The sequence below is a fragment of the Bacteroides sp. D20 genome (assembly GCF_003436255.1).
GTDB classification, from domain to species: Bacteria; Bacteroidota; Bacteroidia; order Bacteroidales; family Bacteroidaceae; genus Bacteroides; species Bacteroides uniformis.
Genome location: NZ_QSOO01000024.1, coordinates 1 through 17365, shown reverse-complemented (window position 1 = coordinate 17365; position 17365 = coordinate 1). Strand labels below are relative to the sequence as shown.

Annotated in this window: 14 protein-coding genes; 11 read left to right on the top strand and 3 right to left on the bottom strand. The window is 48.7% G+C overall.

Translation table 11 applies throughout. The features are described 5' to 3' along the window. Nucleotides 1-52 precede the first annotated feature (52 nt). Nucleotides 53-982, top strand: coding sequence for a metallophosphoesterase (locus DXD78_RS18985; RefSeq protein WP_005830908.1), 930 nt, complete (start codon nucleotides 53-55; stop codon nucleotides 980-982). 179 nt (nucleotides 983-1161) lie between these two features. Further along, nucleotides 1162-2454 (top strand): WD40-like domain containing protein, encoded by a 1293-nt coding sequence (locus tag DXD78_RS18980; RefSeq protein ID WP_009037582.1) that lies wholly within the window; start codon nucleotides 1162-1164, stop codon nucleotides 2452-2454. 9 nt (nucleotides 2455-2463) lie between these two features. Here the strand turns inward: DXD78_RS18980 and DXD78_RS18975 are convergent, their stop codons facing one another. Further along, the gene (locus DXD78_RS18975) at nucleotides 2464-4269 is read right to left on the bottom strand and encodes a mechanosensitive ion channel family protein (RefSeq protein ID WP_009037581.1); all 1806 of its coding nucleotides are present in this window, start codon (nucleotides 4267-4269) and stop codon (nucleotides 2464-2466) included. Nucleotides 4270-4437: 168 nt separating this feature from the next. On the opposite strand from DXD78_RS18975, the gene DXD78_RS18970 reads away from it, so the two are divergent. The 5 genes from DXD78_RS18970 to DXD78_RS18950 all read left to right on the top strand — a co-directional run bounded on the left by DXD78_RS18970 (nucleotide 4438) and on the right by DXD78_RS18950 (nucleotide 10857). Further along, the gene (locus DXD78_RS18970) at nucleotides 4438-5418 is read left to right on the top strand and encodes a calcium/sodium antiporter (protein WP_050756856.1); all 981 of its coding nucleotides are present in this window, start codon (nucleotides 4438-4440) and stop codon (nucleotides 5416-5418) included. Nucleotides 5419-5568: 150 nt separating this feature from the next. Then, the gene (locus DXD78_RS18965) at nucleotides 5569-6705 is read left to right on the top strand and encodes a hypothetical protein (RefSeq protein WP_005830912.1); all 1137 of its coding nucleotides are present in this window, start codon (nucleotides 5569-5571) and stop codon (nucleotides 6703-6705) included. Between the two features lie 117 nt (nucleotides 6706-6822). Then, the gene (locus tag DXD78_RS18960) at nucleotides 6823-8757 is read left to right on the top strand and encodes a DNA topoisomerase IV subunit B (protein ID WP_005834312.1); all 1935 of its coding nucleotides are present in this window, start codon (nucleotides 6823-6825) and stop codon (nucleotides 8755-8757) included. Next, the gene (coaD, locus tag DXD78_RS18955; RefSeq protein WP_005830918.1) at nucleotides 8754-9212 is read left to right on the top strand and encodes a pantetheine-phosphate adenylyltransferase; all 459 of its coding nucleotides are present in this window, start codon (nucleotides 8754-8756) and stop codon (nucleotides 9210-9212) included. Before DXD78_RS18960 ends, coaD begins: the two co-directional genes overlap by 4 nt. A 31-nt stretch (nucleotides 9213-9243) precedes the next feature. Then, on the top strand, nucleotides 9244-10857 hold the full coding sequence (locus DXD78_RS18950; RefSeq protein WP_034529349.1) for a S41 family peptidase: 1614 nt from the start codon (nucleotides 9244-9246) through the stop codon (nucleotides 10855-10857). A gap of 82 nt (nucleotides 10858-10939) precedes the next feature. Here the strand turns inward: DXD78_RS18950 and DXD78_RS18945 are convergent, their stop codons facing one another. Then, the gene (locus DXD78_RS18945) at nucleotides 10940-11542 is read right to left on the bottom strand and encodes a phosphatase PAP2 family protein (protein WP_005830921.1); all 603 of its coding nucleotides are present in this window, start codon (nucleotides 11540-11542) and stop codon (nucleotides 10940-10942) included. Nucleotides 11543-11647: 105 nt separating this feature from the next. On the opposite strand from DXD78_RS18945, the gene DXD78_RS18940 reads away from it, so the two are divergent. From DXD78_RS18940 to DXD78_RS18925, 4 genes are all read left to right on the top strand, one after another. Continuing rightward, complete coding sequence (locus DXD78_RS18940) at nucleotides 11648-12550, top strand: AraC family transcriptional regulator (RefSeq protein ID WP_005834304.1); 903 nt, start codon at nucleotides 11648-11650, stop codon at nucleotides 12548-12550. 162 nt (nucleotides 12551-12712) lie between these two features. After that, nucleotides 12713-13411, top strand: coding sequence for a succinate dehydrogenase/fumarate reductase cytochrome b subunit (locus DXD78_RS18935; protein ID WP_005830923.1), 699 nt, complete (start codon nucleotides 12713-12715; stop codon nucleotides 13409-13411). A gap of 36 nt (nucleotides 13412-13447) precedes the next feature. Then, nucleotides 13448-15394 carry a fumarate reductase/succinate dehydrogenase flavoprotein subunit gene (locus DXD78_RS18930; protein ID WP_005834301.1) on the top strand — a complete coding sequence of 649 codons (1947 nt, stop codon included), beginning with the start codon at nucleotides 13448-13450 and terminating at the stop codon, nucleotides 15392-15394. A 33-nt stretch (nucleotides 15395-15427) separates the two neighbouring features. Beyond that, nucleotides 15428-16183, top strand: coding sequence for a succinate dehydrogenase/fumarate reductase iron-sulfur subunit (locus DXD78_RS18925; RefSeq protein WP_005830925.1), 756 nt, complete (start codon nucleotides 15428-15430; stop codon nucleotides 16181-16183). 138 nt (nucleotides 16184-16321) lie between these two features. Here DXD78_RS18925 and DXD78_RS18920 read toward each other — a convergent pair whose 3' ends face one another. Next, nucleotides 16322-17185 carry a helix-turn-helix transcriptional regulator gene (locus tag DXD78_RS18920; RefSeq protein ID WP_005834297.1) on the bottom strand — a complete coding sequence of 288 codons (864 nt, stop codon included), beginning with the start codon at nucleotides 17183-17185 and terminating at the stop codon, nucleotides 16322-16324. Nucleotides 17186-17365: the final 180 nt, after the last annotated feature.

The window sequence follows — 17365 nt, the reverse complement described above, 5'->3', positions numbered from 1 at the left end:
TTCTATCTCAACAAGTTATCAACATTAACTACTCAACAATTTAATAATGACAATGAAGAAAATATTCCTTTTACTGTTTATTGCCCTACTCGGCAACGCAGCCATTGCCCAAATCACCGATTACTCCATCTTCGACAAGAAGTTCAACTTCTACGTAGCCAACGACCTCGGCCGTAACGGCTACTACGACCAAAAGCCCATCGCCGAACTGATGGGACAAATGGCAGAAGAAGTAGGCCCCGAATTCGTTCTTGCCACCGGCGATGTACACCACTTTGAAGGCGTACGTAGCGTGAACGATCCGCTTTGGATGACCAACTACGAACTTATTTACAGCCACCCGGAGCTGATGATAGACTGGTTTCCCCTGCTGGGCAACCACGAATACCGCGGTAATACGCAGGCTGTGCTCGACTACAGTAATATCAGCCGCCGCTGGACCATGCCCGCCCGTTATTATACCAAGACGTTCGAGGACAACGGCGCTACCATCCGCATCCTTTGGGTAGACACCGCCCCGATGATTGACAAATACCGCAACGAAAGCGAGACCTATCCCGATGCCTGCAAGCAGGATTACCAGCAACAACTTTCCTGGATAGATTCCGTACTGACTGCCGCCAAAGAGGACTGGGTTATCGTTGCCGGACACCATCCCATCTATGCCGAAACCCCGAAGGACGAGAGCGAACGCGCGGATATGCAGGCACGTCTCGATCCCATCCTGCGCAAGCACAAGGTGGATATGTACATCTGCGGGCACATCCACAACTTCCAGCACGTACGCGTGGCAGGCAGCGACATCGACTATATCACCAATTCTGCCGGTTCGCTCGCCCGCAAGGTGAAGCCCATCGAAGGGACCGTATTCTGCAGCCCCGAACCGGGTTTCTCCATTGTATCGGCCAGCAAAAAGACACTGGAACTGCGCATGATTGACAAGAAAGGGAATGTATTGCACACGGTGACGCGCAGCAAATAATCCAAGCCGGCACGCAAGCAGGCGCATTCCCCCGAAGCCCTGCCGAACAACCACTTTCCTCCCACGAAGCAAAAGACCATGTTTCGTAGGAGGATTTTTCCATCTCATACGACAAAAACAAAGCCTATCCGCAGGAATACAAGAAAAAGCCCTATATTTGCATTTGTCAATACATAACTATGATGAAGAAGATACACTTCCTGCTACTAATCAGCCTGCTACTTGCCGCTTGCAGTGATGACGACAAAGAGAAACAACCCGCTTTTGTGACCAATATCACCATATCCGATGCCGGAAAGACCTTCAATCCCGGTGATGCCGTGACCGTCAAAGCCGACGGCTTGCAGAGCGGCGACCAAATCATATTGGACATCTACTGGCCGATAGCCGACAATCCTCTCTTTCCCGAAGGGTATTCACGCTACACACGCGCCGTTACCACGGAGCAAACCACCAACAGCATTACTTTCCTTGCCCCCGGACACTGGCCCGCCTCACGGGTAGAAATGTTCCTGGAACGGGCAGGACAGCTTCAGCCTCTCGGCCAGATTTCGGTAGCCGACGGACAATCCCCCGAAGAACCATATCTCTACGGTATCACCAACTCCCACGCCATTTACACACCGACCGTTCCCCGCGGCATCACCCGTATCGACCTGGTAACACAAGAAATATCGGAAGTAATCCAGTTCCATGACGACGAAGATTTCCACCTTGCCGCCAACATCCCCGGCACCAACATCCTCTGCGGGATACGGGAGAAAGACGGCAGTAGTTTCATCGACGGATACGACCTCTGCATGCACTATTGGTGTAACCCGGTAGAACGTAACGCAATTACCATCTGCTCGGACTTCAACAACACTGTTTCCCTGGAAATGGCCGGAGATAAGCTCCTCACCTACTGTAGCATCTCTTATCCGGTATATACCCGGTTGAATATGCCACCGATACATACTCCCGAAATACCATTACCGGATGGACTGAAGCCCGAATCCCTCTCACGCTATCCGGGCGTGATAGCCGACGTCCACATGCTGCTCTCGGCCAACAACGGCGACGACACCTTCTCGCCCGTCGTGGTAGACATCGCCAAAGAAAAGATGCACTGCTACGACCCCATCAAAGCCGAAGCCTTGATACCTTTCCGGATTATGGAACCATCCCCCGAAAACCCAAACAGCCTGCAATGCAAAGGAGGCTATATCGTTTCCCGTGCCAATGGTGGAGATACGCAATTCTGCTTATGGGATACTACTGCCGGAAACTTGAAAGAGCCTTTCGCCACCTACCCCAACGCCGTACGCTCCGCTGCCATGTACTACTCCAAGGACGGGCAGACAAGGAAACTCTACGTGCAGTTTGCAGGCTATCGTGAAGGCGACTTCATCGAAACTTATGATTTCCAGACAAAGGAATGGAGGATGTTTATGTTCTACGTACCGTTTGCAGAGATTTTACTGGCACGATAACCGGCTCCCTTACTGCTTTTTCTCCCGTAAGTCATCCTTGGGTATGGTCGTCTCACTGCCGTCACGCGTAGCTATGTAGTGAGGAGACATGATTTCGATGCCTGCTTCGTTGAAGGCATCCTGGATATTCTGATGCAAATCAGAGTAAATCTGGCTAAGGCTGTTGGCATCCCTGATATAGGCATTCACTTGATAAACCGGATAATAATCCTGAAGGGAAGTCTCCAATACAAACGAACGGGGATCATCTATCACTCCAGGAGTATTCAATGCAGCCTCTATCAACAGCTGATGTGTCTTCCGCCACGGAACATCGTAGCCAATACTGACCTCCGAATGGATAATCAATCCATACTCACGGGCAGACTGGCTGTAATTGACCGTATGGGAAGACATGATGAAAGAGTTCGGAATGGTCACCACCTCATTCTTCGGAGTACGGATGCGGGTGACGAGCGGTGTTTTCTCAATGATGTTGCCCGTAGTATCGTTCAGCTTGATGCGGTCACCCAGCTTGAAAGGCCGCATGTAGGTTATGACCAGTCCTGCAATGATATTGCCGATAACCGTACTGGAACCGAGCGAAACAATCAAGCCGACAAACACGGAGATTCCCTGGAAGACTCCCGACTTGGAACCCGGCAGATAAGGGTAAATCATGGCAATCATAAACGCATAAAGCAAGAAGCGCACAATATGATAGGTAGGAATGGCCCAATCCGGATAGAAGCCGTTTATCTTCAGCCGTTCAGCCTGCACCTCATTGGCAAGATAACGCACCAGTCTGACCAGATACTTCACCGCATAGCATATCACAAAGATAGTGAACAGATTGGGTATATAGTCGGCTATTCCATTCAAGATGACCTTTATAGGATTCCAGATGTAGGAGAATAATGTATAAGCCAAGCTCTTGGTCTGAGGGAAAATGGAGAATAATAACGGAACCGTCAGCAGCAACTGCAACAGCATGACTACATAACGCACCAGGTTGGCAACAAACACCAGCAGGTTGACCTGCTTCTGCGTATCCAGCAATTCATAATCCTGAATAGAGATCGGTTTCAGCTTGGTATCCTTCAGCTTCTGAATGCGTAGTTTGAGTTTTCTGAACAGCCAGTTGGTAAACTTGAACAAGAAGAACTGTCCCACAAGCACCAGGATAAAGTACAAGATACGCTTACCCAACTGCCACAAGCTATGCTCCTTCTGCATGGCTTTCAGTTTGTCCACCACGACATGCCTCTTGCTGGCGGCCAGCTGGTCGCGGGTACAGTTTTCCCACAAAGCATCCTGATCGGTAAAGGAAATGATGACCTTTTCGCCATACATCAAGTCTGTAACAATATCCGTACTCTCTAAATAAACAGAGTCCGGACGCAGATTGAAACGCGTGCCCAATGCTTCGATGACGTTGCTTACATCTTTGGCTCGCTGTTGGGGCGTATGCCCTCCACGCTTGGCATACAGATAGAACAAAGTGTCCTTCTCCACCACCACCGGAATACCCGGTGTCACCGTCCGCAACGAATCAATGCGTTGTTTCTGCAATGCCAGCTTCACCGAATCGGCCGCATAGCCCGCCAACTTCATCTGCTCCATTTCCATCCGCAGGTTCGCCTCATTCAGCCGGGCTGTTTCCAACTCCTGCCGGACAAGCGACAACTGAATCGAATCGGAGTCAGTCCTTGCCACTGTGACACTCCCCACACTATCCTCACCTAAAACACTGAGCACTTTATCTACCAACTGAGCTGACACTCCGTCTGCCAGCATCAACAGCCAACAAAGACAGAAAGCACGGATAACCTTCATATATAAACTTCTTGATTTGATTCTTTAATTATGCAAATATACCCAATAAATGCTTCAAACATACGGAATGTTTTTAACTTCCTATCCTAATCAACATAACTTTTTCATGCAAACATGAAAGTTCTGTATCCGGTTTGCATTATCTTTGTACTCAAAATTGACATACCTATGGATATATTGTTTCTTGTCGGAGGACTGCTCCTCATTCTTCTGGGTGCCAATGGCTTGACAGACGGTGCCGCATCCGTTGCCAAACGTTTCCATATACCGTCCATCGTCATCGGGCTTACCATTGTCGCCTTCGGTACTTCCGCACCGGAACTCACCGTCAGCATATCCTCTGCCCTAAAAGGCAGTGCAGACATTGCCATCGGCAATGTGGTGGGAAGCAATACGTTCAATACCCTGATGATTGTGGGTTGTACGGCCCTTTTTGCCCCGATAGCCATTACCCGTAACACACTGAAACGCGAAATACCCCTTTGCATCCTTTCATCCTTCGCCCTGCTGATTTGTGCCAACGACGTCTTACTGGACAGCAGTGGGGAGAACATACTCAGCATCACCGACGGCCTATTGCTGCTATGCTTCTTTACCATTTTTCTGAGTTATACTTTTGCCATTGCAAAAAGGGATGGAAGTATGAAGGAACCGGAAAAGGAGCACTTACAGGAAGAAGACGAAATCAGGCTGTTACCCGCGTGGAAATCCGCCCTATACATTCTCGGCGGACTTGCCGGCCTCATCATCGGAGGTAATTTCTTTGTAGACGGTGCCAGCGGCATAGCCCGCGGATTGGGTGTCAGCGAATCCATCATCGGTCTCACGCTCGTAGCAGGCGGCACTTCATTACCCGAACTCGCCACCTCCATCGTAGCCGCCTTGAAGAAAAACCCCGAAATAGCCATCGGAAACGTCATCGGAAGTAATCTCTTCAATATATTCTTCGTACTGGGTTGTTCGGCCTCCATCACTCCACTGCGTCTGACGGGCATCACCAATTTCGATTTGTGGGTACTCGTAGGGTCCAGCATCCTGCTTTGGCTGTTCGGTATCTTTTTCGGGAAACGCATCATCACCCGGGTGGAAGGAAGCATTCTGATTCTCTGCTACATTGCCTACACAGCGGTACTGATATACAACCTCTAACAGCAAATTTACAAACACCCTACGCGGTATTTTAAAGATTATCACGTATTTTTAAATAAGGCAAGCTGTACCTCGGCATAAAAAATAAGCAAGCTTATTTTGTTCTGCTCTCAGTTTGCATTACCTTTGTGGTCTCAATATTGAACAACTATGGCAATTACAATCAAGAAAGTAACCACAAGACGGGAACTGGAGCGCTTTATCCGTTTCAACTACCTGCTATACAAAAACAACCCTTATTCCGTCCCCGACCTTTTCGATGACATGCTCAACACCTTCAACAAGAAGAAAAACGCTGCATTCGAATTTTGTGAAGCCGACTATTTCCTGGCTTATCGGGAAGGTAAAATCGTAGGACGTGTAGCTGCCATCATCAACCACAAGGCAAACCAAACCTGGAACAAAAAGGAAGTCCGCTTCGGCTGGATAGACTTCATCGATGATGCGGAAGTCTCCGATGCCCTGATTCGCACCGTGGAAGAATGGGGAAAAGAACGGGGAATGACACATATACAAGGCCCGCTGGGATTCACAGATTTCGATGCCGAAGGTATGCTCATCGAAGGATTCGACCAGCTCAGCACCATGGCCACCATTTATAACTATCCCTACTATCCGCAACATCTGGAACGCATGGGCTTTGAGAAGGATGCCGATTGGGTGGAGTACAAAATCTACATTCCCGACGCCATACCCGACAAGCACAAGCGCATCTCCGACCTCATCCAGCGCAAGTATAACCTCAAGGTAAAGAAATACACATCTGCCAAGAAGATTGCCCAAGACTACGGTCAGGCCATCTTCGAACTGATGAACGAAGCCTATCAGCCACTCTATGGCTATTCTGCACTGAGCCAACGGCAGATTGACCAATACGTCAAGATGTACCTGCCCATCCTCGACCTACGCATGGTGACATTGATTACCGATGCCGATGACCAGCTGCTTGCCGTAGGCATTTCCATGCCGTCACTCGCCGAAGCGTTGCAAAAAGCCCACGGGCGCCTGCTTCCTATGGGTTGGTATCACCTGGCCAAGACCATCTTCTTGAAGAAATATCCCAAGATGCTCGATTTGCTGCTGGTTGCCGTGAAACCGGAGTATCAGAACAAGGGGGTAAATGCATTGTTGTTCTCCGACCTTATCCCCGTCTATCAGCAACTTGGTTTCGAGTATGCCGAGAGTAATCCGGAGCTGGAGCTGAACGGCAAGGTGCAAGCGCAGTGGGAGTACTTCAAGACGGAACAGCATAAACGGAGAAGATGCTTTGTGAAAGGAATAAAATAAGTTCTAAATCCAGAATATAAGCTTGTCAGAAGTCCATAAAAGACATTATTTTTTTGCGAACCCCCGAATTTCTCATTACCTTTGTCGCAATGCGCAATATGAAGGAATAACGTACTTATGGAAGATAACAACAATATGACCCTGCCGCTGGAAGAAGCAGACAACAATATCACAGAGAGCCCCGTTTCCAGCGTGGAATATACCGACGACAACATCCGCCACCTGGACGACATGGAGCATATCCGTGTCCGTTCCGGTATGTACATAGGCCGTCTGGGCGACGGCTCACAGAACGATGACGGCATCTATGTGTTGCTGAAAGAAGTGATGGACAACAGCATCGACGAGTTCAAGATGGGTGCCGGAAAGCGTATAGAAGTGACTATAGAAGACAGTCTGCGTGTCAGCGTACGCGACTATGGACGAGGCATTCCGCAAGGCAAACTGGTAGAGGCGGTCAGCAAACTGAATACCGGGGGTAAATATGACTCGAAGGCTTTCAAGAAAAGTGTCGGACTGAACGGCGTAGGTATCAAGGCAGTCAATGCGCTGAGCAGCCGCTTCGAAGTACGCAGCTACCGCGACGGCAAGGTACGTATCGCCATCTTTGAAAAAGGAACGCTGTTGAGTGATGTGACCGAAGACTCGACAGAAGAAAGCGGAACCTATATCTTCTTCGAACCGGACGCCACACTCTTCTTGAACTATTCCTTCCAGAACCAGTTCGTAGAAACCCTGCTGCGCAACTACACCTACCTGAATACGGGCCTCACCTTCATTTACAACGGCCAGCGCATCGTTTCCCGCCACGGGCTGGAGGACTTGCTGAAAGACAACATGACCAGCGAAGGCCTTTACGACATCATCCACCTGAAAGGAGAGGACATCGAGATTGCCTTCACACACACCAACCAATACGGCGAAGAGTACTACTCCTTTGTCAACGGGCAACACACCACCCAAGGCGGCACACACCAGACTGCCTTGAAGGAACACATTGCCCGTACCATCAAGGAGTTCTACAACAAGAACCAGGAATATGCCGACATCCGCAACGGACTGGTAGCCGCCATTGCCATCGACGTGGAGGAACCCATGTTCGAGAGCCAGACCAAAACGAAACTGGGCAGCAACAACATGTGGCCTGCCGCGCCGCAGGAACACAAGCCCGCCGGCCCCACGGTGAACAAATACGTAGGAGACTTCATCAAGACGGAAGTGGACAACTACCTCCACAAGAACCCGCTTGTGGCCGAAGTGATGCTGCAAAAGATACAAGACTCCGAGAAAGAGCGCAAAGCCATTGCCGGCGTCACCAAGCTGGCACGCGAACGCGCCAAGAAAGCCAACCTGCACAACCGCAAGCTGCGCGACTGCCGCTACCACTTGAGTGACGGTAAAGGCAAAGACCAGGAAACCGAATCCTGCATCTTCATTACCGAGGGAGACTCCGCCAGCGGTTCCATCACCAAGAGCCGCGACGTGAATACCCAAGCAGTATTCAGCCTGCGTGGTAAACCGCTAAATTCCTACGGACTCACCAAGAAAGTAGTTTATGAAAACGAAGAATTCAACTTGCTTCAAGCAGCCTTGAATATAGAAGACGGCATAGAGACACTGCGCTACAACAAAGTCATCGTAGCTACCGATGCCGATGTGGACGGCATGCACATCCGCCTGCTCATCATCACCTTCTTCCTGCAGTTCTTCCCCGACCTGATAAAGAAAGGGCATGTATATATCCTGCAAACCCCTCTCTTCCGCGTGCGCAACAAAAAGAAGACAAGTTATTGCTATACAGAGGAGGAACGTGTGAAAGCCATTGAAGAACTGGGTCCCAACCCCGAAATCACCCGATTCAAAGGTCTGGGAGAAATCTCGCCCGACGAGTTCAAGCATTTTATCGGCAAGGATATGCGTCTGGAACAAGTGTCCCTGCGCAAGACAGACCTCGTAAAAGAGCTGCTGGAATTCTACATGGGTAAGAATACCATGGAACGACAAAACTTTATTATCAACAACTTGGTTATAGAAGAAGATTTGGCATCATGAGAAGAGCTATCTTTCCGGGAACATTCGACCCGTTTACTATCGGACACTCTTCGGTAGTGAGCCGTGCACTGACTTTTATAGACGAAATCGTCATAGGCATCGGCATCAATGAAAATAAGAATACGTATTTCCCCTTGGAAAAGCGCGAACAAATGATACGAGACTACTACCGGAACGAGCCGCGCATCATTGTGCAGTCCTATGACTGCCTGACTATCGACTTTGCCCGGCAGGTAGATGCCAGTCTGATAATACGCGGCATACGCACCGTGAAGGATTTCGAATACGAGGAAACCATTGCCGACATCAACCGCAAACTGACCGGCATAGAAACCATCCTGCTCTTCACCGAGCCGGAACTTACCTGCGTCAGTTCCACCACCGTGCGCGAACTGCTGCAATACGGCAAGGACATAAGCATGTTCATACCGGAGGGAATGGAGATTAGGGATTAAGGATAAAGGATTAGGGATTAAAATGGAAATGATGAAAAAACTATTTACTATTATAATATGTATATGCGCGGTGACGGCACAAGCGCAAAAGCCGAACAATGAAGCCCTGCGCAAACTGCAAATGGCAGAGTTTGCCATCACCAACCTTTATGTGGACAAGGTGGATGAAGACAAGCTGGTGGAAGAAGCCATCATCAAGATGCTGGCACAACTCGACCCGCACTCCACCTACAACAACGCCGAAGAAGTGAAGAAGATGAACGAGCCGTTGCAAGGCAATTTCGAGGGCATCGGCGTACAGTTTCAGATGATAGAAGATACCCTGCTTGTGATACAACCCGTGAGCAACGGACCTTCCGAGAAGGTGGGCATCCTTGCCGGCGACCGTATCGTAGCCGTCAATGACAGCGCCATTGCCGGAGTAAAAATGAGCACGGAAGATATTATGAGCCGCCTGCGCGGACCGAAAGACTCGGAAGTGAAACTCACCATCGTGCGCCGTGGCGTGGACGACCAGCTGTACTTCACCGTGAAGCGTGACAAAATTCCCATCCTCAGCCTGGACGCATCTTACATGATACAACCCAAAACCGGCTATATCCGTATCAACCGCTTCGGGGCAACCACCGCCGAAGAGTTTGCAGAAGCCCTGAAAAGCCTGCAAAAGAAAGGAATGAAAGACCTCATCCTCGACCTGCAAGGAAATGGAGGAGGGTATCTGAATGCCGCCATCGACCTTGCCAACGAATTTCTGAAGCAAAAAGAACTCATCGTCTACACCGAAGGAAGGGCCGCACGCCGCAGTGATTTCTTTGCCAAAGGTACGGGCAACTTCAAGAACGGCCGTCTCATCATATTGGTGGACGAGTACTCCGCTTCTGCCAGTGAAATCGTGACCGGAGCCATCCAGGACTGGGACAGAGGCGTGGTAGTAGGACGCCGCACCTTCGGCAAGGGATTAGTACAGCGTCCTATCGACCTGCCGGACGGTTCCATGATTCGCCTCACTATCGCCCGCTACTATACTCCTTCGGGCCGTTGTATCCAGAAGCCTTACGACAGCACCGCCAACCTCGACGGCCGCCTAACCGGCGAGAACAGTCAGGATAAGTATAACCAGGAACTGATAGACCGCTTCAATCATGGAGAAATGATTCATGCGGACAGTATCCATTTTGCCGACTCCCTGAAAGCACAGACCAAGCGTATGGGACGTACCGTTTACGGAGGTGGAGGTATCATGCCCGACTTCTTCGTCCCCATCGACACTACCCAGTACACAGACTATCACCGCAACCTCGTAGCCAAAGGCGTGGTTATCAAAGCCACTACCGGCTACATCGAGAAGCACCGGAAGGAGTTGCAGAACAAATACAAGAAATTCGAAGCCTTCAACGAGAAGTTCGAGATAGACGATAACTTCCTTGCCGAAATACGTACGCTTGCCGACAAAGAGAAAATCAAGTTTGACGAGAAACAGTACAACCAATCCCTACCGCTCATCAAGACACAACTTAAAGCCTTGATAGCCCGTGACCTATGGGACATGAACGAATACTTCCAGGTGATGAACAGCACGAACCAGAGCGTGCAGCAAGCTCTAAAAGTGCTGAACGAAGGCATCTACAGCACTATTATCCAATAGCCGACTTGAAACAAACTTAGGCGCGGATTATGCGGATTTAGTTTATCTAACTCCGCGTATTCCGCGTAATTCGCGCCTAAAATCATTCTCCGAACAGCCACTTATTCAGCCACTTGTTGACGTAGATGTTGACCACAGCACATCCAGCACCGATTGCAGCCCCCGCCAACACATCTGACGGATAATGCACTCCCTCGTTCATACGGGAAACTCCCACGGAACAAGCCCACAGGGCAGACGGAGCTATCACATACCATTTAGGATACTTTACACTGAGCGAGGTGGCAAGGGCAAAAGCCGTCGCCGTATGTCCGGAAGGAAAAGACGGGCTGCCTTCATGGCTATATGCATGCACTCTGTCGGGATATTTATCATAAGGACGCTCACGGTCCACCAGATATTTCATTCCATAAGTCACAACAAAAGCCCCCGCTACACTTGTACCTACGTAGACCGCATCTTTCAGCAAACCCTTATCATGTTTTATCCAAGCGGCAACCGCCATCGCCACCGGAACACCGACAGCAACATAGGGCTCCGAACGTGAAATTATCTTATTATAGTTACGGACAAACTTGCCATCCCAACTGTTAACCCGATGCAAAGTGTTAATATCCCAATTCTGTGCCGAAAGACCGGATACAACAAGGCAGATAAAATATACAAAAAAAATAGCCTTTTTCATAAGTCCTTTATATTAGTTTGACGCAAAGATAGGACAAATAGATAGAGTTTTCACAAAAAAATTCTATCTTTGTTGCCACATTTATAATAATTCGCTAATCATTTCATGAGACTGGAAACTTGCTGCAACCGACAGATTGATTGTATGGTATGTCCCCAAAAATCAGAAGGAGTATTGGTTTACCGCCACTACCCCAAGGGACAACATTTCTCTGCTGAAAAGTGCACACAGAACTGCATGATATTTATGCTGAAAGGTGAATTACTTGTAAACAGTGACGAATATCCGGGCACCACTCTCCAAAGCCGCCAGCTCATCTTGCAAGCCATCGGCTCCAAAGTAGAACTCCTGGCTTTGACCGAAGTGGAATATATTGTCTATTGGTTCACCGAGCTTCCTCTGATTTGCGAAGAGCGCTACAAGGAGATACTGAAACGCTCGGAAGCCCCCTTGACTTATACCCCGCTTACCGCGATTTCCATGCTCGAAGGGCTCCTGAAAAGCCTTGCCTGCTACCTCAACGAGCAACCCTATGCGTGCAGCAAATACATTGAAATGAAATGCCAGGAATTGGTATACATATTGACATGCTACTATCCGCTACACCAAATCAGTACATTCTTCTACCCCATCAGCACTTATACGGAAAGCTTCCAATATTTCGTCATGCAGAACTACGACAAGGTGAAGAATGTGGAAGAGTTTGCCCACCTCGGTGGATATACCACCACCACATTCCGCCGTCTGTTTAAAAATATGTATGGGGTCCCGGTCTATGAATGGATTCTGGACAAGAAACGTGAAGGAATTCTGAACGACCTGCAATACACCAAACAACGCATTTCAGTCATCAGCGCCCGCTATGGCTTTGATTCCCTATCCCACTTTGCCCACTTCTGCAAAGACTCTTTCGGAGACACGCCCCGCGCCCTGAGAAAACGTTCGGCAAACGGAGAAAAGATTTCCATTATCTGCAAAGAGCAAGGCAAAGACCAGGAGGACGAGTAAACCTTTTACTTGTCCGTAAACTTCGCATTCTGCCGGATTACGGAATTATTTCTTTAATCGCTTGCTTTATCGCTGGATTTCTCCTATTTTTGCGAAACATTTACAGAAGTATCCTGATAGAACAAATTTTCAAACTATTAAATAACTTAAATTCAATCATTTATGTGGTTAAGTAATTCATCTGTAGGAAGGAAAGTGGTGATGAGCGTTACCGGTATCGCCCTTGTCCTGTTTCTGACATTTCACATGGCGATGAACCTGGTTGCATTAGTCTCGGCTAATGGCTACAACATGGTTTGTGAGTTCCTGGGAGCAAACTGGTACGCATTGGTGGCTACGGTAGGTCTGGCTGCCTTATTCATCATCCACATCATCTACGCTTTCTGGCTGACTATGCAGAACCGTAAGGCACGTGGTAGCGAACGCTATGCCGTTACAGAAAAGCCCAAGACTGTGGAATGGGCTTCTCAGAACATGCTCGTACTGGGTATCATCGTAATCGTGGGTTTGGGCCTGCACCTGGTAAACTTCTGGGCTAAAATGCAGCTTCCCGAGTTGATGCACAACATGGGCATGCATGCCGACACCCTCACGCTGGCATATGCAGCCAACGGTGTCTATCACATTCAAAACACCTTCAGCAATCCGGTATTCGTAGTGCTTTACCTCGTTTGGCTGGGCGCATTGTGGTTCCACCTCACTCACGGTTTCTGGAGCTCCATGCAGTCTTTGGGCTGGAACAACAAAGTATGGATTAACCGTTGGAAATGTATCTCCAACATCTATTCTACTATCGTTGTCCTCTGCTTCGCTCTGGTAGTTGTCGTATTCTTTGCAAAATCATTGTGCGGCGCTTGCTAAATTCAAATTGTAAATGACTAAATTGTAAATTGCATTATGACTAAGATAGATTCTAAAATACCGGAAGGACCGGTGGCTGAGAAATGGACCAATTATAAGGCTCACCAAAAATTAGTAAACCCTGCCAACAAACGTCGTCTGGACATCATCGTAGTAGGAACCGGACTTGCCGGTGCCAGTGCTGCCGCCTCTCTGGGCGAAATGGGTTTCAGAGTATTCAACTTCTGCATCCAGGACTCTCCGCGCCGTGCACACTCCATCGCTGCACAAGGTGGTATCAATGCTGCTAAGAATTACCAAAACGACGGTGACTCTGTATACCGTCTGTTCTACGATACAGTAAAGGGTGGCGACTACCGTGCCCGCGAAGCTAACGTTTACCGTCTGGCTGAAGTATCCAACAATATTATCGACCAATGCGTTGCACAAGGTGTTCCTTTCGCCCGCGAATACGGCGGTACACTGGACAACCGTTCTTTCGGTGGTGCTCAGGTATCCCGTACTTTCTATGCCAAGGGTCAGACCGGACAACAGCTGTTGCTGGGTGCATACTCTGCATTGAGCCGCCAGGTGAACGTAGGCACTGTGAAACTGTATACCCGCTACGAAATGGAAGACGTTGTCCTCATTGACGGACGTGCCCGCGGTATCATTGCAAAGAACCTCGTTACCGGTAAATTGGAACGTTTTGCCGCCCACGCTGTGGTAATCGCTACCGGTGGTTACGGCAATGCCTACTTCCTTTCTACCAATGCAATGGCATGTAACTGCTCTGCAGCAATGGCTTGCTACCGTAAAGGTGCCTGGTTTGCCAACCCTGCTTACGTACAGATTCACCCCACTTGTATCCCGGTTCACGGTGACAAGCAGTCTAAGCTGACTTTGATGTCCGAATCTCTGCGTAACGATGGTCGTATCTGGGTTCCGAAGAAGCTGGAAGATGCCAAGAAACTGCAGGAAGGTACACTGCAAGGAAAAGATATTCCCGAGGAAGACCGCGACTACTACCTGGAACGCCGTTATCCAGCATTCGGTAACCTCGTTCCGCGTGACGTTGCCAGCCGCGCAGCCAAAGAACGCTGCGACAAGGGTTATGGCGTGAACAACACCGGCCTTGCCGTATTCCTTGACTTCTCCGAAGCTATCAACCGTCTGGGTAAAGATGTCGTTGCACAACGTTACGGCAACCTCTTCGATATGTATGAAGAAATCACTGATGTCAGCCCATACGAAAACCCGATGATGATTTATCCGGCTATCCACTATACCATGGGCGGTATCTGGGTTGACTATGAACTGATGACCTCCATCAAGGGTCTGTTCGCTATTGGTGAATGTAACTTCTCCGACCACGGTGCAAACCGCCTCGGTGCTTCTGCGCTGATGCAAGGTCTGGCCGACGGTTACTTCGTATTGCCTTACACTATCCAGAATTACCTGGCCGACCAGATTACAGTTCCCCGTTTCTCTACCGACCTGCCCGAATTTGCAGCTGCAGAAAAGGCTGTTCAGGACAAGATTGACTGGATGATGAATATTAAGGGTAAGAAGTCTGTAGACTCTATCCACAAGGAACTGGGCCACATCATGTGGGAATATGTAGGCATGGGACGTACGGCTGAAGGCTTGAAGGAAGGTCTGAAGAAGCTGAAAGAAGTCCGCAAGGAGTTCGAGAAAGAACTGTTCATCCCGGGCGACAAGGAAGGTATGAATGTAGAACTCGACAAGGCTATCCGTCTGTACGACTTCATCACTATGGGCGAGCTGGTTGCTTACGATGCACTGAACCGTAACGAAAGCTGCGGTGGTCACTTCCGTGAAGAATATCAGACTGAAGAAGGCGAAGCCAAGCGTGACGATGAAAACTACTTCTACGTGGCTTGCTGGGAATATCAGGGTTCTGACGAAAAGGAACCGGTATTGCTGAAAGAGCCGCTGGTTTACGAAGCAATCAAGGTACAGACTCGTAACTACAAGAGCTAATCGGGAAGTTGAACATTTAAAGAATTAAAGAAAATGGATAAAAATATATCATTTACGCTCAAGGTATGGCGCCAGAAGGGTCCGAAAGCAAAAGGCGCTTTTGAAACATACCAAATGAAAGATATCCCGGGCGATACTTCATTCCTCGAAATGCTGGATATCCTGAACGAACAGCTGATTTCTGAAGGTAAAGAACCGGTTGTATTCGACCACGACTGCCGCGAAGGTATCTGCGGTATGTGTTCGCTCTACATCAACGGACATCCCCACGGTCCTGCAACCGGCGCTACGACTTGCCAGATTTATATGCGTCGTTTCAACGACGGCGATACCATCACTGTTGAACCGTGGCGCTCTGCCGGTTTCCCGGTTATCAAGGACTTGATGGTCGACCGTACGGCCTACGACAAGATTATGCAGGCAGGCGGCTACGTCAGCGTACGTACCGGTGCTCCCCAGGATGCCAACGCTATCCTGATTCCGAAGCCCATCGCTGACGAGGCTATGGATGCTGCCAGCTGTATCGGTTGTGGTGCTTGTGTGGCTGCTTGTAAGAACGGTTCTGCTATGCTGTTCGTTTCTGCCAAGGTGAGCCAGCTGAACCTGTTGCCCCAAGGCAAACCGGAAGCATTGCGCCGTGCCAAGGCTATGTTGAGCAAGATGGACGAACTCGGTTTCGGTAACTGTACAAACACTCGTGCGTGCGAAGCTGAATGCCCGAAGAATGTTTCCATCAGCAACATTGCTCGCCTGAACCGCGACTTTATCATTGCGAAACTGAAAGACTAATCCGGTCTTTCTGCAAATAATATAGGATGCGCTTCGGATAAACCTTTTGAGCAAGCTCAGATTTATCACTCAGCTTTCACTATATTTGATTAATATCACAAGAGACTCCTCTGCCGGGAAACCGCCGGAGGAGTTTTTTTATGACATGCCGTTTACTTCAGATAAATTGCCGGCACGCAAGCTACGGGGAGAAGCCCCGAAATTCTTTTTGCAGAAATTGGAAAAATGAGGCAGCGATTCAAAGCCATATTTATAGCAAATCTCTGATATAGAAGCATCCGTATAACGAAGTTCATAAACCACGCTTTCCTTCCTCCGTTCCATCATCCACTCGTACACCGGTTGATGAAAAACAGAATTGAATATACGCCGGAAAGTAGCTACTGTATATCCTCCCAACTGGGCAAGTTCCTCTACCGTCTTGACTTTGGCATGATTCTGCAAGACAAAGTAGTGGAAGGAATTAGTATACTGGGCAAGAGGATGTATCAGCATGGAAAGCTCATAGTCGGAGTAGTAATTTCCAAGAATGAAAGCAAGTTCTTTCCGTTTGAAACAAAGCATTTCCCGGCAAATCTTCTCCTCGGACAAATAGGCCTTGGAACTTTCCAGAAAGAGCTGCAACTCGGGAGTAATGGTCAAAGGATAGAATATCAATGGAGGGGTAACCTCTTTCATAATATGGTTATACCGGTCCTCACAGAAGAATTCAGGCTTACTGAACCGGTAACAAACGCATTCCACATCCGTCATGGCAAGTATTTCGTACTTGGAACCAATAGCTTGAAGGATGAACTCACCTGCATGCAACACAGTTCCCGCATACTCCTTACTGTTGACAAGCACTTCTCCTTTCAGCAGGAAAATTATAATATTTTCCTCACACTTTCGCGCCGGCAGATGGAATCCTCTGAGGTGGGAAGCATATATTATTGCATTGTCCACAGCCTTGGGACATTGAGCGCATTGTTTTTTACCTCTGCAAGCAGAAGAGTTGGGCATCGGCAAGTAGATTTGTTTGTTTGTTGCAGTGACAAAAATAGATAAATAATACTCATAAAAGAAACATTCCCCGAAAACTTTCATAAAGAAGTTTCGGGGAATGAATAAAATAGAAGTAATTCAGTTTTTTAGGCAGTATCCATAATTTTGTGTAAATAGAAACGGGATTCAGTTATAAGT